The 17,409-nt window shown below is 70.0% G+C and carries 17 protein-coding genes and 1 riboswitch; of the genes, 5 read left to right on the top strand and 12 right to left on the bottom strand.

Annotated features, from left to right (window positions below; translation table 11 throughout):
• Window position 1 precedes the first annotated feature (1 nt).
• Entirely contained in the window at window positions 2–925 is a 924-nt protein-coding gene (mshD, locus tag SALPAC2_RS0118305; protein ID WP_018218088.1) for a mycothiol synthase, read from the top strand.
• Here mshD and SALPAC2_RS0118300 read toward each other — a convergent pair.
• The 10 genes from SALPAC2_RS0118300 to SALPAC2_RS0118250 all read right to left on the bottom strand — a co-directional run bounded on the left by SALPAC2_RS0118300 (window position 922) and on the right by SALPAC2_RS0118250 (window position 10,132).
• A complete protein-coding gene (locus SALPAC2_RS0118300) occupies window positions 922–1,650 on the bottom strand; it encodes a winged helix-turn-helix transcriptional regulator (protein WP_026184863.1) in 729 nt (242 codons plus the stop codon). The two genes, mshD and SALPAC2_RS0118300, sit on opposite strands and share 4 nt — an antisense overlap.
• 17 nt (window positions 1,651–1,667) lie before the next feature.
• Window positions 1,668–2,534: a phosphate ABC transporter ATP-binding protein PstB gene (pstB, locus tag SALPAC2_RS0118295; RefSeq protein WP_018218086.1), complete on the bottom strand. Its 867-nt coding sequence runs from the start codon at window positions 2,532–2,534 to the stop codon at window positions 1,668–1,670.
• 61 nt (window positions 2,535–2,595) lie between these two features.
• Window positions 2,596–3,516: a phosphate ABC transporter permease PstA gene (gene pstA, locus SALPAC2_RS0118290; protein ID WP_018218085.1), complete on the bottom strand. Its 921-nt coding sequence runs from the start codon at window positions 3,514–3,516 to the stop codon at window positions 2,596–2,598.
• Entirely contained in the window at window positions 3,513–4,460 is a 948-nt protein-coding gene (gene pstC, locus SALPAC2_RS0118285; protein WP_018218084.1) for a phosphate ABC transporter permease subunit PstC, read from the bottom strand. The genes pstA and pstC overlap by 4 nt, the downstream gene beginning before the upstream one ends.
• 1 nt (window position 4,461) lies before the next feature.
• Window positions 4,462–5,418 (bottom strand): PstS family phosphate ABC transporter substrate-binding protein, encoded by a 957-nt coding sequence (locus SALPAC2_RS0118280; RefSeq protein ID WP_018218083.1) that lies wholly within the window; start codon window positions 5,416–5,418, stop codon window positions 4,462–4,464.
• 287 nt (window positions 5,419–5,705) lie between these two features.
• Entirely contained in the window at window positions 5,706–6,350 is a 645-nt protein-coding gene (gene phoU, locus SALPAC2_RS0118270; protein ID WP_018218081.1) for a phosphate signaling complex protein PhoU, read from the bottom strand.
• Window positions 6,351–6,530: 180 nt separating this feature from the next.
• Complete coding sequence (locus tag SALPAC2_RS0118265; RefSeq protein WP_026184862.1) at window positions 6,531–7,403, bottom strand: NUDIX hydrolase; 873 nt, start codon at window positions 7,401–7,403, stop codon at window positions 6,531–6,533.
• Window positions 7,404–7,455: 52 nt separating this feature from the next.
• Window positions 7,456–8,460, bottom strand: coding sequence for an inorganic phosphate transporter (locus SALPAC2_RS0118260; protein WP_018218079.1), 1,005 nt, complete (start codon window positions 8,458–8,460; stop codon window positions 7,456–7,458).
• A gap of 3 nt (window positions 8,461–8,463) precedes the next feature.
• Window positions 8,464–9,090 (bottom strand): DUF47 domain-containing protein, encoded by a 627-nt coding sequence (locus tag SALPAC2_RS0118255; protein WP_018218078.1) that lies wholly within the window; start codon window positions 9,088–9,090, stop codon window positions 8,464–8,466.
• 535 nt (window positions 9,091–9,625) lie between these two features.
• Window positions 9,626–10,132: a DUF402 domain-containing protein gene (locus SALPAC2_RS0118250; protein WP_018218077.1), complete on the bottom strand. Its 507-nt coding sequence runs from the start codon at window positions 10,130–10,132 to the stop codon at window positions 9,626–9,628.
• Between the two features lie 137 nt (window positions 10,133–10,269).
• On the opposite strand from SALPAC2_RS0118250, the gene SALPAC2_RS0118245 reads away from it, so the two are divergent.
• A complete protein-coding gene (locus SALPAC2_RS0118245) occupies window positions 10,270–12,330 on the top strand; it encodes an ATP-dependent DNA helicase (protein WP_018218076.1) in 2,061 nt (686 codons plus the stop codon).
• A 21-nt stretch (window positions 12,331–12,351) separates the two neighbouring features.
• On the opposite strand, the gene SALPAC2_RS0118240 is transcribed toward SALPAC2_RS0118245, so the two are convergent.
• On the bottom strand, window positions 12,352–13,638 hold the full coding sequence (locus tag SALPAC2_RS0118240; protein WP_026184861.1) for an AI-2E family transporter: 1,287 nt from the start codon (window positions 13,636–13,638) through the stop codon (window positions 12,352–12,354).
• 178 nt (window positions 13,639–13,816) lie between these two features.
• Between SALPAC2_RS0118240 and SALPAC2_RS0118235 the strand changes: the two genes are divergently transcribed.
• The gene (locus SALPAC2_RS0118235) at window positions 13,817–14,155 is read left to right on the top strand and encodes a GroES family chaperonin (RefSeq protein WP_018218074.1); all 339 of its coding nucleotides are present in this window, start codon (window positions 13,817–13,819) and stop codon (window positions 14,153–14,155) included.
• A gap of 87 nt (window positions 14,156–14,242) precedes the next feature.
• Window positions 14,243–14,410, top strand: coding sequence for a hypothetical protein (locus tag SALPAC2_RS27570; RefSeq protein ID WP_018218073.1), 168 nt, complete (start codon window positions 14,243–14,245; stop codon window positions 14,408–14,410).
• Window positions 14,411–14,458: 48 nt separating this feature from the next.
• Here SALPAC2_RS27570 and SALPAC2_RS0118225 read toward each other — a convergent pair whose 3' ends face one another.
• Entirely contained in the window at window positions 14,459–15,970 is a 1,512-nt protein-coding gene (locus SALPAC2_RS0118225; RefSeq protein WP_018218072.1) for a PrsW family intramembrane metalloprotease, read from the bottom strand.
• Between the two features lie 24 nt (window positions 15,971–15,994).
• A riboswitch (SAM riboswitch) is annotated at window positions 15,995–16,114 on the top strand.
• Window positions 16,115–16,154: 40 nt separating this feature from the next.
• On the opposite strand from SALPAC2_RS0118225, the gene SALPAC2_RS0118220 reads away from it, so the two are divergent.
• On the top strand, window positions 16,155–17,399 hold the full coding sequence (locus SALPAC2_RS0118220; protein ID WP_018218071.1) for an aminotransferase class V-fold PLP-dependent enzyme: 1,245 nt from the start codon (window positions 16,155–16,157) through the stop codon (window positions 17,397–17,399).
• The last annotated feature ends 10 nt before the right edge of the window (window positions 17,400–17,409 follow it).

Genomic DNA, 17,409 nt, shown 5'->3' with positions numbered 1-17,409 from the left:
GATGAACAGCACCGAACCCGCCAGCGACCGGGTGACCCGGACCGACCGGCTCCACCCACCGGAGATCACCGACGTACTGGCGCTCGCCCGAGCCGCCGGAGATGCCGACGGCGCGGACCCCTTCGACGAGCACACCCTGCTCCGGCTCCGCGACCCGCACGCACCGACCTGCCACCTCACCGCCCGTACCGCCGACGGCGCCCTGACCGGGTACGCGCACCTGGACACCACCGACCCCGCCACCGGCACCGGAGTGGAGCTGGCGGTCCACCCCGCGTACCGACGCCGGGGAACCGGAAGAGCCCTGGCCCGGGCCGTACGCGCCGCCGTCACCGGCCCGCTCCGCGCCTGGGCGCACGGCGACCACCCCTCCGCCGCGGCGCTCGCCGTGGACCTGGACTACCGGCGGGCCCGGGTGCTCTGGCAGCTCCGCCGGCCCCTCACCGCCCCGATCCCGCAGCCGCCCCTACCGGACGGGGTGACACTGCGCGCGTACCGGCCCGGGGCCGACGACGACGCCTGGCTGGCACTCAACGCCAAATCCTTCGCCGACCACCCGGAACAGGGCCGCTGGACCACCGCCGACCTGCGGGCCCGCCGCGCCGAGCCGTGGTTCGACGCGGCCGGCTTCCTCCTCGCCGTCGACCCGGCCGGACGGCTGCTCGGCTTCCACTGGACCAAGGTCCACGACCGGCCCGGCTCCGCCCGCATCGGCGAGGTGTACGTGGTGGGTGTTGACCCGACCGCCCACGGTGGAGGGCTCGGCAAAGCGCTCACCGCGGCCGGGCTGGCGTACCTCCGCGACCAGCGAGGCCTGGACCGGGTGATGCTCTACGTGGACGAGTCCAACACCGCGGCGGTGGCCCTCTACGAGCGGCTCGGCTTCGCCCGCTGGTCAGCGCACGTCAACTACCAGCTGGGCTAACGCTCCGGCGGGGTGAAACGGTAGCCCAGCCCTCGCACCGTGATGATGAGCGGCTGCTGCTCCCCCTCCGCCTCCAGTCGCCTGCGGAGCCGCTTGATGTGCACCGTGAGGGTGTTCGAGCTCTCCCCGGTCGACCCGTCCCACACCGCCGACAACAGCTGCTCCCGGCTGACCGTCCGGTCGGCATGTGTCATGAAGAAGTACAGGAGCCGGAACTCCTTCAACGGCAGCGACACCGGCCGGCCGTGCAGCGTCACCTCATAGGTGGCCGGCTCCATCCGGAGACCGCCCAGCTCGACCGGCGGATCCAGACTGCCGGCGGTCTCCGGTCGGATCCCGCGCAGGATCGGCACCACCTCGTCCACCCGGTACGGCCGCCGGACGCAGGCGGTGGCGCCGGCCCGAAGGGCCCCGACAACCACCGACCCGTCGTCATCCCCCACCCCGACCAGGGTGGGGATGCCGGCCTGCCCGACCAGCAGTCGGACCAGCTCGGTGCTGGCCATGGTGGTGAGCCCAGCCGACACGACAGCCGCGTCCGGTTGCAGGGCACCAGCGGCCAGCAGCGCCTCGGCGGCGTGCGGGAAGTAGCGCCCCTGCACCCGGAGGGCGGACAACTCCGTCACCAGCTCTGGGCCGGCGACCTTGTCGTCATCCACCACAAGTAGTTGAAAGCGTCCCTCCGCTCGGTAGTCACCCCTGGTGTTCTCGACGACGTTATTCATCGACACCGGCCGCGGGCTCAGCCGAAGCGGCCGGTGATGTAGTCTTCCGTGCGCTTGTCCGCTGGGTTGGTGAAGAGCTTGCCTGTCTGGCTGAACTCGACCAGCCGACCGTGCCGCTCCTGCCGCTCGTCCAGCTCGGCGGTGAAGAAGGCGGTGTGGTGGCTCACCCGGGCCGCCTGCTGCATGTTGTGGGTGACGATGACGATCGTGTAGTCATTCGACAGCTCCGCCATCAGATCCTCGATCTTCGCCGTGGCGATCGGGTCGAGCGCCGAGCAGGGCTCGTCCATGAGGATGATCTCGGGCCGGACGGCGATCGTCCGGGCGATGCAGAGCCGCTGCTGCTGACCGCCGGAGAGGGCCAGACCGCTGGTCTTGAGCTTGTCCTTGACCTCGTCCCAGAGGGCGGCGTCGCGCAGCGCCTTCTCCACCAGGTCGTCCATGCTGGCGACCTGCATGCCGGTGACCCGCGGCCCGTAGGCCACGTTGTCGTAGATCGACTTGGGGAATGGGTTCGGCTTCTGGAAGACCATGCCGATGCGGCGCCGGACCTCGATCGGGTCAACGTCCTTGGCGTACAGGTCCTGGCCGTGGTACGTCACCGCCCCGGAGACGCGGGCTCCGGGGATGAGGTCGTTCATCCGGTTCAACGACCGCAGGATGGTCGACTTGCCGCACCCGGAAGGGCCGATCATCGCCGTGATCTGCTTCTCCTGGATCGGCATCGACGTGTCCCGTACGGCCTCGTAGGCGCCGTAGTACACGCTGACGCCGGAGAGCTCCATCACCGGGTCCGCCGCGTCAGGCTTGGTGGTTCCGGTCGACTGGGCGCCAACGCTGGCGATGCTGACGCCGGGCCGGTTGGTGGTGTCGGTGGGGTTCACGGTGCTCACCTCTGGATGGGGTGGGTGGGACGGTGGAGCCGGTGATCCGTCATCGGACTACTCACCAGCGCTTCTCGAACCGATTACGCACGAAAATCGCGATCGAGTTCATCGCGAGCACAATCGCCAGCAGCAGGACGATGGCACCGGCAGCGAGCTCCGTGTACTCCGACTGCGAGCGGGTGATGAAGGTGTAGATCTGGATCGGCAGCGCGGTGTACCCGCTGTCCAGCCCATCCGGGTTGAAGGTGATGAAGGTGACCGCGCCTAGGACGATCAGCGGGGCGGCCTCCCCGATCGCGCGAGACAGGGCCAGGATCGATCCGGTGGCGATCCCCGGAACCGCCGACGGCAGCACCTGCCGCGACACGGTCTGCCACTTGGTCGCACCAAGGGCGTAGGAGGCGTGCCGGATCGACTGCGGTACCGCCCGGATGGCCTCCCGGGTGGCGATGATGACCACCGGCAGGACCAGCAGCGACAGGACGATCGCCGCGGTGATGACCGTGAACCCGAGGCCGAGCGCCCGGGCGATGATCCCCAGGCCGAGGATACCGAAGATGATCGATGGTACGCCGGCGAGGTTCTGGATGTTGAGTTCCAGCAGCCGGTTGTACCAGCGGGTGTTGTCCGCGTACTCCTCCAGGTAGATCGCGGACAGGATCCCGATCGGCAGGCAGATCAGCGCGACCAACGAGATGATCCAAAGCGTGCCGACCAGCGCGGACTGCACACCAGCAGTGTCCAGCCGGCTCACCAGGCCAGTGGGCATCTCGGTCCACAGCCGGGAGTCCAGCCGGTTCCAGCCCTTGACGAGCACCCAGGTCAGCAGGGCGGCGAGTACACCGAAGGCGATCAACAGGCAGGCCTGCATCGCCAGCCGGAACGCGACCTCACCCGGCCGGCTACGGCGCTGGGTCAGCGCGTTACCCGACGCGGACGGGTCCGGTCGGGTCTCGGTGGTGATGGTGGGGGTGCTCACTCGTAGACCTCCCGGAAACGACGGACCATCCGGATCGACACCGCGTTCAGCGCGAAGGTGATGAGGAACAGCAGCGCACCGACGGCGAAGACCGAGTCGTAGTCGAGCGACCCGACCGGGATGTCGCCCGAGGAGATGTTGGCGATGAAGGCGGTCATGGTCGCCGCCCCCTCCAGCGGGTTGAGGACGATCCGGTCAGAGGTGAGGCCACCCGCGATCGTAACGATCATGGTTTCCCCCACCGCGCGGGAGATACCCAGGACAACCGCGGCGACGATGCCGGACATCGCCGCCGGCACCACCACCCGGGTGGACACCTGCATCTTCGTGGAGGCCAGCGCGTACGCGCCCTCGCGCAGGCTGCGCGGAACGGCGGCCATCGAGTCCTCGGAGATGCTGGCGATGGTCGGCACGATCATGATGCCCATCGCGATACCGGCGATGAGCAGGTTCTGGAAGGCCGGCCCATCGTCGGTCGGCCACCACTTCTGCAGCAGCGGGTTGAGCGCGAAGAGCGCGACGAAGCCGTACACGACAGTCGGCACGCCGGCGAGCAGTTCGATGATCGGCTTGAGTACCTTGCGGGTACCCGGGTTGGCGTACTCCGAGAGGTAGATCGCCGAGCCGAGGCCGAGCGGAACGGCGATGGTCAGCGCGACGCCGGTCACCGTCAGCGTGGCGGCGACGAGGGGCAGGACGCCGTATGCCTTCTGCGCGAAGGTCGGCGTCCAGCTCGTGCCGGTGATGAACTCAACGACGCTGACCTGCTGGAAGAACCCGATCGTCGGCTGTACCAGCGCGATGACGATCCCGATCGTGGTGGCGACCGAGACCAACGCGGCAGCGACGAGCAGGACCCTGACGGTGCTGTCAACGGGGCGACGCCGGCCCCGCCGCAGGGCGCTGCCTGCGGCGGAACCGGCGTTCGAGGTACTGGTGGACACGTCAGGCTGCAGCCTTCAGGGCGTCGAACTCAGCCTGGAGGGTGCTCTTCTGCTCCTCGGTGAGCGGGACGTACTTCGCCTCCAGGACGATGTCGTCGATCTCCTCGATGTAGAAGTTGACGAAGTCCGCGACCTGCTCCTTCTTGACAGCGGTGTCGCTGACGTAGATGAACAGCGGCCGGGAGAGCGGCTGGTAGGTGTTCTCCTGCGCGGTCTTCAGGCTCGGCTCGACGCAGCCGGAGCCGCCGTCGACCTTGAGCGCCTTGAGCTTGTCCGCGTTCTCCTCGAAGTAGGTGAAGCCGAAGTAGCCCAGGCCGCCCTTGGTGCCGGCGACGCCCTGCACCACGACGTTGTCGTTCTCCGACGCGGTGTAGTCGGTGCGGCTGGCGCCCTCCTCACCGTTGATCTCGTCGGTGAAGTAGTCGAAGGTGCCGGAGTCGGTGCCCGGGCCGAAGAGCTTCAGCGGCTCGTCCGGGAAGCTGGGGTCGACCTGGTTCCAGTTGGCGACCTTGGAGTTCGGCTCCCAGATCGCCTTGAGCTGGTCAACCGTGAGGCAGTCGGCCCAGTCGTTGTCCTTGCTGACGACCACCGTGAGGGCGTCGTTGGCGACGACCAGCTCCTTGAACTGGATCCCGGCCGCCTCGCAGGCCTCGATCTCCGACTCCTTGATCGGACGGGAGGCGTCCGAGATGTCGGTCTCCCCCTTGCAGAACCGCTCGAAGCCGCCACCGGTGCCGGAGGTACCGACGGAGACGTTGACGCCGTTCTGGACCTCCCGGTAGAAGGTGGCCGCGGCCTCGCTCAGCGGAGCGACGGTGCTGGAGCCGTTGACCTTGACCTCACCCGAAAGCTGGTCGCCACCATCGGCGCTTTCGTTATTGCTGCTGCAGCCGGTAAGCGCGAGCGCGGCGAGCGCGGTGCCGGCGAGGACGCGCCGCGAAAGCACGTTGCGGTTCACCAGAAAGCCTCTCTATCGGGGTGTGCCAGCCCGTCCGGGCCGTACGAGAAGTCAAGGTAGAAGGCCCAGGTAGCCGCGCGACCGGCGCTAAGTGAACGAAAAGTGAACTCCACGACGAAAATCGTGGCGGGGAACATCAGCATTGTGACTTTCCAGCCGCCAACTGCCCAGATGTCCCAATCGCAGCCCCAACTCTGGGGTCGTGTCGGGTGCCCGCCCCGGGTCTGCGGGGGCGGGCGCCGACGCGACCGGGCCCCGGTCCGCGAGCCGGCGCCGACGCGACCGGCCTAGAGCCGAATCGTGCCGGTGACCAGGTAGACAACCTGACGCGCCACGTTGACCGCGTGGTCCGCGTACCGCTCGTAGTAGCGACCGACCAGGGCGAGGTCGATGGCGCTCTCCACCCCGTACTGCCAGCTGGCCAACAGAAGCGACAACAGGCGCGACTGGGCCGTGTCGACCTCGTCGTCGTCGAGCCCAATCTGCATGGCGGTCAACGGATCACGGGTGGTGAGCACGGTCGAGGCCTTCTCCGCGATCCGCGCCGCCGCCTCGGCCATCTCCGTCACCACGGCAGCCGCCGGCGGCGGGACGACCATGACCGGGTACCGCATCTGCACGACCTTGGCAATGTGAACGGCCAGGTCACCCATCCGCTCAAGGTCGGCCGCGATCCGGATGGCGCAGAGCACCAGGCGCAGGTCCGAGGCGACCGGCTGCTGCCGGGCGAGCAGTTCCGGAACGGCCGCCTCAATGTCCCAACGAAGCTGATCGAGGACCTCGTCATTCCGAACGACCTGCTCGGCCGCCTCCCGGTCCACATCCAGCAGCGCGGTGCCCGCACCCCGGATCGCCGCCGCGGCCTCCCGACTCATCACCGCCAGGGCGCCAGTCAACCGATCAAGCTGCTCGTCGTAGCCGCTCCGGACCATCGCGCCTCCACCTGCTCGCCTCGCGGCTCCGCCGTCGTCCCGAGGGCGGGTACGCCGTGGCGAACCACGAGTCAGCCACATCGCATAGACAGCAACCTACCGGCTGTGGCCCGAATCAGCCGAATCCGGCCACCGGCGCCGGCACCGGGCAGGGCAGGGCAGGGCAGGCTGATTAATCAGTCAGCGCAGGAGGAACCTCGGCGGGCCGGCGCCAGAGTCCTCCAGCCGAGGCAGCACCGGAGTCGCCGGATCACGGGTCGCCGCGGCGGCGATGACACCAGCCAGATCCCGGCAGGCTGCCACCTGCCCGAGGGTGACCAGGGTGGGCGGGAGCATGGTCAGCTCCCCGGCGGCGCAGGCGTCGGCCGGGGAGATCCAGAGCGTGCGGTCCGCCTCACCGGAGACATCCCGGGTACGCTGCCCCGCCGGTAGCCGGGCGACGAAAAAGTACGTGTCGAACCGACGCGGCTCGAACTCGGGTGTGATCCACCGGCTCCATGGCAGCAGCAGATCCGAGCGGAGCGTGAGCCCTCGCTGGGCGAGCAGGTCGGCGAAGCCCACCTCCCGCCGTTCCAGAGCTACTCGGGCGGCCTCCCAGTCACCGCCGGCCACGTCGCCGATGACCGTGTCGGCGTCCGGGCCGGCGAGCAGGACCCCGGCCTCCTCGAACACCTCCCGCGCGGCGGCGCAGACAACCGCCTGCGCCGCCGTCGGCGCCAGCCCCAGCCGGGTTCCCCACTGCGCCGGGGTCGGACCGGCCCAGTCGACGTGCGCCATCGAATCCGAGGGGTCCACGCCGCCACCCGGGAAGGCGTACACGCCGCCGAAGGCCATCGCCGCGACCCGGCGGATCAGGTACGCCTCGAAGCCGTCCCGGCCGGCGGACGGCGGGGCGGCAGACGGCGGGGCAGAGAACGGCGGGGCGGCGGGCCGAAGCAGCAGGACCGTGGCCGCTACCCGGGGTGCTGCCGGGGTGTTCCCCTGCTCGCGGAACCGGCGGGCGTGCTCCACCAGCGCCGATGGGGCAGGGAAACCATCGCCGTCGCTCATCATGGAGCGAGCCTAGATCCCGGCCGGCAGAACGCCCAGTGCCCCTGCCCGCACCTCAGCTGAACAACGGACGAACCAGGAAATACGTCAGGGCGCCGATGCTGCCGGCCGCCGGGAAGGTGAGAATCCAGGCGCCCACGATGTTGCCGGCGACCCCCCACCGAACGGCGGAGAGCCGCTTGGTGGCACCAACACCCATGATCGCCGAGGTGATCGTGTGGGTGGTGGAGATCGGCGCGCCCAGCACCAGCGCGTTGAAGTAGAGCACCGAGCTGGCCACGGTCTCAGCGGCGAAGCCCTCTGGCGGCCGCAGGTCGATAATCTTCCGGCCGAGGGTCCGGATGATCCGCCACCCACCGGCGTACGTGCCGGCGGCGAGCACCGCGGCAGAGGTCCAGAAGGCCCATTCCGGGATGTGCGTCGCACTGTCCTGGAAGCCACCCACGAAGAGGGCGAGCACCACGATACCGATCGTCTTCGCCGCGTCCTGCATGCCGTGGCCGACCGACATGGCCGCGGCCGAGGCGCTCTGGGCCCAACGGAAGCCCCGGTTGAGCTTGCCCGGGTGCCCCCGCCGGAAGATCCACTGCACCGCGACCATCACAAAGTAGCCGAGCAGGAGACCGACTATCGGCGACAGGACCATCGGAATGATGACCTTCTGGCCGATGCCGCTCCACAGCACGGCGCCGGACGCCGCCACCGTGGAGCCGACCAGGCCCCCGATCAGGGCGTGCGACGAGGACGACGGCAGGCCGAAGTACCAGGTGACAAGGTTCCAGACGATGGCACCGACCACGCCGGCGAAGACGATCGCCAGGCTGGCCGTACCGGTGGGCAGCTCCACCAAGCCGCTGCCGACGGTCTTGGCGACCTCCGCACCGAAGTGCGCACCGATGAAGTTGCCGATCGCCGCCATGCCCAAGGCGACCCGGGGGGTCAGCGCCCGGGTGGAGATGCTGGTCGCGATCGCGTTGGCGGCGTCGTGGAATCCGTTTGTGTAGTCGAAAACCAACGCAACTGCAATCACCGCCAGCACGGCGATGAGTTCAGGGGTCACGGATCAGGACTCCTTGACGGCGATTGTCTCGACTGTGTTCGCCACGTGCTCGAAGGCGTCGCAGGCGGCCTCAAGCTCGTCGGCGACCTCCTTCATCTTCAACACGGTCAAGGCGTCGTACTCGCCGGAGAAGAGCCGAACCAGGAGCATCCGGTACGCCTGGTCGCCGTCGTTCTCCAGGCGGTTGCACTCAATCCAGTAGTCCTCGAGGTCCCGCATCGACCTCAGTCGGGGCATCGCCTCAGCGGTCAGCCTCGCCTGCTGGTCCAAGACGTTGACCAGCTCGTGCATTTCCCGCGGCAGCGACGGCAGCTCGGTCAGGCCGTACAGGTAGAGCAGGTTGCCGACCGCTTCCAGGTGGTCCATGACGTCGTCGAGCAGCGAGCCGAGCCGGTAGATGTCCTCGCGGTCGAACGGCGTGATGAAGGTAGAGTTGATCTTCTTGTACAGCTCGTGGGTGATCTGGTCGCTGTCGTGCTCCACCTCGGTGAGCCGCTCGCTGACCGACTGCACCACCACGCCAGGCAGAGCCAGCTCGTTGAGGAGTTCGGTGCCCCGCACCAAGTTCTGCGCGGCCCTGGTGAAGAGCTCGTAGAAGGCACCCTCGTTCGGGCGGAAGGAAAACTTCACAGGACGGACCTCGTCGTGTCGGCGGGGGGGGGTGGTAGCCACCTCGCGGGTGGCCCGAGTGGGAATGCTAGGTGCCGCCGAAATGCCAAATGAACCGGCCCACCACTAGCCTACCCACATTCACACTCAGTTAACCATCTGTTCACCTTCATCGGTTGCAGCCTGCTGGTCCGGGTGCCGGGCCGGCCAGCGGGCCGACAGGCGGCGATTACCCCAGGCGTCCGAAGCCGAACCTGCCCCCACCACCCCACCACCCACGGGGGCATGAACAGGCTGTTATGCACACTGTCGAGCTGCACTCAAGGGTGGGGCAGCGATATACCTCACACTGATCCGGCTCCGGGCCACGACTGGCCCGGAGACATACGGAGTTTTCGGCTGGCTCGGCGGAGCATCTCGGCTGCATGAGACGCCCGGTCTCACAGCTGGGGCAGCTCGACAGCAGCAACACCGGCAGCACCGCCCACCCCGCGAAACCGGCAGCACCGCCCACCCGAAAACGGGTCGGTGGAGGGGCATGGTCCAGCCAGCCCGTTCAGATGACCAGCGCCAGCCACTTTCGGTACGACGTAGCGAACGGCTCGGTGCCATCGCCCAACGCAGCGAACAGCCAGTGGGCTGCGGTGCGCGCCTCGGTAACCACCTCGTCCGGGTAGCCGAACCGCTTACGGTGCTCGGCGAACTCATCCTCGTCCAGCAGCTCCACCAGGCCGGAGCCACGCCGGCGCACCACGTCCAGGTCAAGGTCGAAGAGGTGCACGGTGTCGTCGTTCTCCCAGCGGGCGGGACTGGCGATGTCGCAGTAGACCTCGCTGGTCCGCGGCGGCGGGTTGAACATGCCGGTCCACCACGCGTGATGCGGCACCAGGAGCACGAACGGGATCTGTTCGACGGAGGGGCGGCCGTGGTAGACCGAGGCCGTGCCGACCGGCACGCCGAGCCAGACGCCAAGATCATCCTCGGCCAGCCGGCGAGCCGGGTAGTCGCGGTGGGCGCTGCCGTCGTACTTGCGGTAGATCACGCGGACCGTGTCGCTCGGCATGACTGGCACCCTAGCCGATTCCGGCGATCCGACGTAGCAAGGAGATAACGGGACGCCACCGGTCAGATGCCGGACCGTGACGACGCCGCGCCGCCCGCCGGAAGCCGGCAGTCGGTGCCGACCGGTACCGTCACACGGTGACCCCTCCCCGCACCGCCACCGACTCCGCCAGCCCAAAGCCCCGAGCCGGCGGCCGGCGCTCCGGCGGTGAGGTGACCGGCGCCGACCTACTCGCTGCGGCGGTCGAGGCGGTCCCCGGAGGCGCAGCACGCCCGGGTCAGCAAGAGATGACAACAGCGATTGAGACAGCGGTAACCGCCCGCGAGCACCTGCTGGTGCAGGCCGGCACCGGCACCGGCAAGTCCCTGGCGTACCTGGCGCCCGCGCTCACCGTTGACGGCCCGGTGGTGGTCTCCACCGCCACCCTCGCGCTCCAGTCCCAACTGGTTGACCACGACCTCCCCCGGCTGGCCGACGCGGTGGAGCCGCTGCTCGGCCGGCGACCCACCTTCGCGGTGCTCAAGGGGCGGCACCACTACCTTTGCCTGGCCCGGCTCGACAATGCCACCGAGGAGGAGCCCGGCGACACCCTCTTCGACGCGCCGAGGCCGGGCGGCACGACCTGGCTCGGCGAGGCCGGCCGCCTCGGCCGGCAGGTCCAACGGCTCCGCGACTGGGCCGAGAAGACTGACACCGGCGATCGGGACGAACTTGATCCCGGCGTTGACGAGCAGGCCTGGCGCCTGGTGTCCATGCCGGCGCGGGAGTGTGTCGGTGCGGCCCGTTGCCCGTTCGGCGCCGAGTGCTTCGCCGACGCCTCCCGGGCCCGAGCCCGCGAGGCCGATGTCGTGGTGACCAACCACAGCCTGCTCGCGGTGGACATGCTCGCCGGGCGACACATCGTTCCGCCACACCAGCTGCTCATCGTGGACGAGGCACACGAGCTGGTCGATCGGGTCTCCTCCGCCGCGCAGGCCGAGTTGGTGCCGGAGTCAGTCGACCGGTCCACCCGTCAGGCCCGCCCACTACTCCGCCCCGAGACAGCCGAGGCGCTCACCGCGGCCGGCGACGCCCTGGCCGTCGGGCTCGCCGAGGCCCCCGCGGGTCGGCTCACCACCGGTCTACCGACCCCGCTGCGGGAGGCGTGCACGCTGCTCGACGCCGCGACCCGCGCGGCGCTCGACGCGATCGGTGAGGTCAAGGCCGACGACCCGGACCCGGTCCGCAAACAGCAGGCCAAGGCGGTACTCGACGAGCTGTCCGGCACCGCGCAGCGACTGCTGGAGGAAGCCGACCACGACGTGGCCTGGGTGGAGCGCAACGACTCCACCGGGCGGCGGGCGCTGGTGGTCGCCCCGCTCTCGGTGGCCGGCACCCTCGCCACCCACCTTTACGAAGACCGCACCGTCGTCGCCACCTCGGCCACCCTGACCCTGGGGGGCCGCTTCGACAACGTCGCCCGGGCGCTGGGCCTGGAGGTTCCGGCCGCCACGACCGAGGCGCCGGTCACCTCAGGTCCGGACTGGCAGTCGCTCGACGTCGGCTCTCCGTTCGACTATGCCCGGCAGGGGATCCTCTACGTCGCCGCGCACCTACCCCGACCCAGCGTCTCCGGGCTGCCCGATGCCGCCGGCGCGGAGCTTCTCGAACTGGTCGAGGCGCTCGGCGGACGGACGCTCGGGCTCTTCTCGTCCCGGCGGGCCGCGCAGCAGGCGGCGGAGCTGCTCCGGGAACGCACCGACCTGCCCGTACTACTCCAGGGCGAGCAGGCGCTGCCACTGCTGGTCCGCCGATTCCGCGAAGAACAGGCGAGCTGCCTGTTCGGGGTGATGTCGCTCTGGCAGGGGGTGGACGTGCCGGGCGACGCCTGTCAGCTGGTGGTCGTTGACCGGCTGCCCTTCCCACGACCGGACGAGCCGCTCGCCGCTGCCCGTGCCGCCGCCGTTGACGCCGACGGGGGGTCGGGTTTCGCCGCGGTCAGCGTGCCGATCGCGGCCGTCCGGCTCGCCCAAGGCGTGGGCCGGCTGATCCGCGCCACCGGCGACCGGGGGGTGGTCGCGGTGCTCGACTCCCGGCTGGAGACCGCCCGGGGATACGGCCCCTTCCTCCGCCGGTCGCTTCCGCCGTTCTGGTACACGACCCGCCCCGACGTCGCCCGCGGCGCCCTCGAACGCCTGGCGCAGGGCAGGACCGGGTAGCCCCCGATTCCGGTGGACGGGTCAGGGTGCCTTACTCGCGACGACCACAGCGTCCGACGGGGTCTCCGGAACGGTACGGGTGGCGAGGCGGCGTACGGCTGTGTTGAGCACCGCGATCAGCGGCACCGCGATCAGCGCCCCGGTGATCCCGGCGAGTACCACGCCGGCGGCGATACCAACGATCACCGCGAGCGGGTGGATGGCCACCGCCCGCCCCATGATCAATGGCTGGAGTACGTGACCCTCAAGCTGCTGCACACCGATCACCACACCCAAGATGATCAAAGCGGTGATCGGTCCGCTGTCCACCAGGGCGACGAGCACCGCGACCCCGCCGGACAAGGTCGCACCAATGATCGGAATGAACGAGGCGAGGAAGATCAGCGCGGCGAGCGGAAACGCGAACGGGATTTCGAAAATCACCAGGAAGATACCGATGCCGAGCGCGTCGATGAAGGCCACCAACACGGTGGCCCGTACGTACGCGCCGAGGGTCTGCCAGGACGCCCGACCGGCGTCGTCGATCTTCCAGCGGGCGTTGACCGGCACGATCCGAACCAGGAAGCGCCAGATCCGGCTGCCGTCACGCAGAAAGAAGAACGTCGCGAAGAGCACCAGGACCGTGCCCGTCAACACCTCGGCCAGCGTGGCCGCGGTGGAGAGCGCCCCGCTGGTCAGCCCATCGACGTTCTCGTTGAGCCACGCTTCGGCATCGTTGATGTAGTTGTCCAGCTGCTTGTCGTTGAGGCCCAGCGGGCCGGTTTGCAGCCAGTTCTGGATCTGGCGTACGCCCTGGGACGACTTCTCGCTCAGCACCGGCACGCCCTGGATGAACTCATTGACCACCATGGTCAGCGTGCCGATCACCGCGGCCAGCCCGCCCACCAGCACCACGCCGGTCGCCAGCGAGCGCGGGAACCGGGCCCGAAGCAGCCAACCAACGGCCGGGGCCAACAGCGCCGACAGCAACAGCGCGATGGCCAGCGGAATGATCACGATCCGGATCTGACCCACGATCCGCAGCAGGGCCCAGGCGACGATCCCGATCGCGAGCAGGCGCCAGGACCAGGCGGCCCCGATCCGGAGCGCGTGCGGCACATCTGCGTCGTCCCGGCTGGTGGTCGAGCTGTGCAGCGGCGGGGATACCGCCACGCCGCTGACCGCCGGTGCTGGCGGCGGGGCTGGTGCCGGGCCGGGTGCTGGGCGGGCCGCATCCGTCGAGGTGGTACCGGGCGTGCCGGCGCGCAGGCCCGCCGATCGCCGCCGGGACCGATACGACTCGTACGCGTGCCGAAGCCCCCCACGCATCCGCTCGAATCGGCTCAAGCGCACCTCCTAGCGTCACGCGTTCCGGCTTCACCGGTAGGTCGGACAGGATACGCCGTCAATCCAATCACCGTGGGGCTAATCCGCCACCGGATGCCCGCGGTCACCACCGGGGAACCATGGCCGGACGGCGGAGCGGGACACGGTAGCGTCTGGCCCCGTGAGCAACGACGAGACTCTCGACTCCGGCCTGCCGATCCGGCTGCTGCACGATCGGGTGCTGGTCCGGATGGAGGGCAGTGAAGGTGAACGTCGCTCCACTGCCGGCATCGTGATTCCGGCGACCGCCGCCGTCGGTAAGCGGTTGGCCTGGGCAGCCGCGGTGGCGGTGGGGCCGAATGTCCGTTCCATCGTCTCCGGTGATCGAGTGCTGTTCGACCCGGACGACCGCTCCGAGGTCGAGCTACACGGCCGCGGGTACGTGCTGCTGCGCGAGCGGGATGTGCACGCCGTCGCTGCCGAACGCGTCGAACCCGACTCCACCGGCCTCTACCTGTAGCCTCCGAGCCCACCGGCCGCCACCGGTAGCCGTTTGCTCCGCTCCTTCCCGGGAAGTTAGCCGCACCAGGTGCCCTGGGGAGGGACGATGCCGGTACTGCTCAAGAAGTTGCTGTTCTGGGGCTTCATCGCGTTCCTGATCTACTTCATGGCGTTCCGACCCGATGGCGCGGCGGAAATGGTCAAAGCGATCGGGGGAGTGCTGATGGCGTTGGCACAGGGCCTCGGCGACTTCCTCACCAGTCTGATGACGTGACCGTTTCGGTCCTGCCGGCCGCCGTTCGGGCGTCCGGCAGGACCGGGGTCAGCGCTGCCCCCGGGGACCGGAGGCGGGCGGCCCGTACCAACCGGGCGGCGGCGGATAGCCGGGCGGAGCGGGGTGGCCAGGCGGTGGCGGATAACCGGGCGGCGCGGACGGCGAAGGCGGCGCAAGCACGATCGGGATCGGTACCACCGGCTCCTCCGGCGCCGCCACCGCGCGCTGTGACCCGTCCGGGAACCGCAGGTGGTAGCGGTGCCCGTCCCACACACCAGCCGGGACGCGCGGATCCCGGCCGACGAAGAACGCCCGATAGCCGCTGATCAGCTCCAGCAGGTACCGCTCCTCGGCCAGCGCCCGGTCCCGCTCCGCCGGGCGGTCATCCAGCCCACGACGCATCCCGTCGCGCAGCAGCGCGAGCCGGGTGGCGGCGAACTGGTAGCCGGCCATCGCCTTCCGCCCCTGGTCGCCACCGACCCGCCTGGCCCACACCCGGGCGGCGTGCCGCCGGCCGAGACTGCTCAACGTCGCCACCTCCGGCGGGGTGAGCCAGCCGGAGCGGACGTAGGCGGGCAGGATCCGCTCGGTGAGCCGCCCCTCCCAGGATCGCAGCCAGATCGCCAGCCCCACCATGCCGAAGAAGATCGGCACCATCACGCCGATGAGGCCGTAGAGCTGAATCAACAGCTCCCCGGTGGCCTGAGCCAACGTCGGCAGCAGGTTCCAGGCACCGTGCAACATCATCGCCAGCAGCAGGCCGGCCGCCGGGGCCAGCACCCGCACCCGCCGGTCGGCGCTACGGGCGGCGATTCCCAGCCCCACCCCGGTCATGGCGGTGAACAGCGGGTGGGCGAACCCGAAGAGCAGAATCCGGAGAATGAAGATCGCGATAACCTGCTGCGTGCCAGTCGCCGGGCCGTACTCATCCGCGCCCGCTCGATATCCGAGCCCGCCGATGTAGAGGATGTTCTCCACCATGGCGAAGCCGATCGCGGAGAGCCCGCAGTAGACCAGGGCGTCGGTGATTCCGGAGATCTGCCGCCGCCGGAAGATCAGCAACAGGATCGGCCCCAACGCCTTGGTCAGCTCCTCGATGAAGGGCGCGACCAGGACCGCCGTGAGCGCGACCGGCAGACCCGCCGCCTCAAACCGGTCCGCGGAGAATTCGTTGACCGTCGATGACGCCGCGGTGGAGACGAAGGCACCCCAGGCGAAGCAGAAAATTAGGTACCGCAGCGGCTCCGGCTCGTACCGATCGAGCCAGAGGAAGCAGGCGACCAGCACCGGGACCGGAAGAATCGCCGCGATCACGCCGATCAGCAGCGCGTCCGGACCGAGGCTGTCGCCAAGTCTCCACAGCATGAACACGGCGCAGGCCGCGATCAGCAGGATCCCCCCGGCGAAAACGAATAGGCGACGCCAGTTCCAGCGACGGGACGGCATCTGCGGAGCAGCCGTCGGTGCGGCGCTGGTCGGCGGCGGCGGCGGGGGCGCGCCGGGCGGGGTGTCGGCCATGCCGTCAGCGTAGTCACCACCGACCCGCCCGGCCGGCCACACCGCTGCCCGCTAGACTGCGGAGCAGGTCACGAGCGCCAGCGACAAGCCCCGGCTTGCTGGCCGGCAACCCTCGTCGAGGTTCGCGGTGGGGTGCCCCGGGTGATGACCGGGCCGGGCGCGGCGCGCGTCGGGCAAGCGCGGACCCCACCCGCCCGGGGTCCCTGACTCCGGAGAAGCCACCCTGATGACCTGCGCCCTCACCCCGTCGCCGACCGTCGCCGGCCCACTCGCCGTGCTCGGCGTCCCCGGTCAGATCAACCTGGACTACGCGGCCAGCGCACCGTGCGCGCAGGCCGCGGCGGACGCCGTGACCGCGCTGCTGCCCTGGTACGCGAGTGTGCACCGGGGCGCCGGGGCCCTGTCGCAGCACTGCACCCTCGCCTACGAGCAGGCCCGGCAGACGGTCGGTGACTTCTTCGGCGCCCGCCCCGACGACCACGTCGTCTTCACCCGGAACACGACCGACGCGCTCAACCTGCTGGCCCGCGCGCTGCCCACCGGCACCACGGTGGTGACATTCGGCGGCGAGCACCACGCCAACCTGCTCCCCTGGCCGCGCGGACCGGTCCGGCTGCCCATGCCGGAGCACCCCGCCGGCGCGGTCCGCGCGCTCGACGCCGCCCTCGGGGAGCTGCGCCGCGGCGCCGACCGCGAGCCACCGGTGCTGGTCGCGGTGACCGGCGCGAGCAATGTGACGGGCGAGCGGTGGCCCGTGGCCGAGCTGGCGCAGGTGGCCCGGCGGCACCGGGCCCGGATCGCGGTGGACGCGGCGCAGCTCGCCCCGCACGCCCCCGTCGATGTCCGCGCCCTCGATCTGGACTATCTGGCCGTCTCCGGTCACAAGCTGTACGCGCCGTTCGGCGCGGGAGTGCTCCTCGGGCGGGCCGACTGGCTGGACGCCGCCCCGCCGTACCTGGCCGGTGGGGGCGCGACCAGCCACGTCGGCGGCGCGACCCACGACGTCCGGTGGGTGGACGGGCCGGCACGGCACGAGGCCGGAACGCCGAACCTGCTCGGCGCGGTAGCGCTCGCCGCGGTGTGTGACGCCCTGGCCAGCGCCGACCGGGCTGCGCTACACGACGCCGAGCAGCGGCTGTTGGACCGGCTGCGGGCGGGCCTCGCCGAGTTGCCGCACGCGGTCGAGCTGCACGCCTTCGGGCCGGCCGCGCCGCGGGTGGGGATCGTCTCGTTCGTGCTGGCCGGCCGGGACTCGGCCGAGGTCGCCACGTACCTGGCCCGCCGGCACCGGATCGGGGTACGCGATGGGCTGTTCTGCGCCCACCCGTTCGCCCGACGGTTGCTTTCGGAGGCGTCCGCCCGCAGCGGTCGGCGGGACCTGCCGGCGACCGCACTGCGGGCGAGTGTCGGGCTGGGTAGCACCCGGGAGCACGTGGACCAACTGCTGGCTGCCCTCGCCGCGCTTGGGTGACCGGCGGTTT

The organism is Salinispora vitiensis (assembly GCF_000378825.1).
GTDB classification, from domain to species: domain Bacteria; phylum Actinomycetota; class Actinomycetes; order Mycobacteriales; family Micromonosporaceae; genus Micromonospora; species Micromonospora vitiensis.
The sequence above is the reverse complement of the archived record's forward strand: the minus strand, read 5'-3'. Positions and strand labels throughout refer to the sequence as shown.

What these genes read in the sequence shown, in the direction of transcription:
- mshD (WP_018218088.1), top strand. Translation starts at nt 2, where the DNA reads ATGAACAGCACCGAACCCGCCAGCGACCGGGTGACCCGGACCGACCGG.
- SALPAC2_RS0118300 (WP_026184863.1), bottom strand. Translation starts at nt 1,650, where the DNA reads ATGAATAACGTCGTCGAGAACACCAGGGGTGACTACCGAGCGGAGGGA.
- phoU (WP_018218081.1), bottom strand. Translation starts at nt 6,350, where the DNA reads ATGGTCCGGAGCGGCTACGACGAGCAGCTTGATCGGTTGACTGGCGCC.
- SALPAC2_RS0118265 (WP_026184862.1), bottom strand. Translation starts at nt 7,403, where the DNA reads ATGATGAGCGACGGCGATGGTTTCCCTGCCCCATCGGCGCTGGTGGAG.
- SALPAC2_RS0118250 (WP_018218077.1), bottom strand. Translation starts at nt 10,132, where the DNA reads ATGCCGAGCGACACGGTCCGCGTGATCTACCGCAAGTACGACGGCAGC.
- SALPAC2_RS0118240 (WP_026184861.1), bottom strand. Translation starts at nt 13,638, where the DNA reads ATGCGTGGGGGGCTTCGGCACGCGTACGAGTCGTATCGGTCCCGGCGG.
- SALPAC2_RS27570 (WP_018218073.1), top strand. Translation starts at nt 14,243, where the DNA reads ATGCCGGTACTGCTCAAGAAGTTGCTGTTCTGGGGCTTCATCGCGTTC.
- SALPAC2_RS0118220 (WP_018218071.1), top strand. Translation starts at nt 16,155, where the DNA reads ATGACCTGCGCCCTCACCCCGTCGCCGACCGTCGCCGGCCCACTCGCC.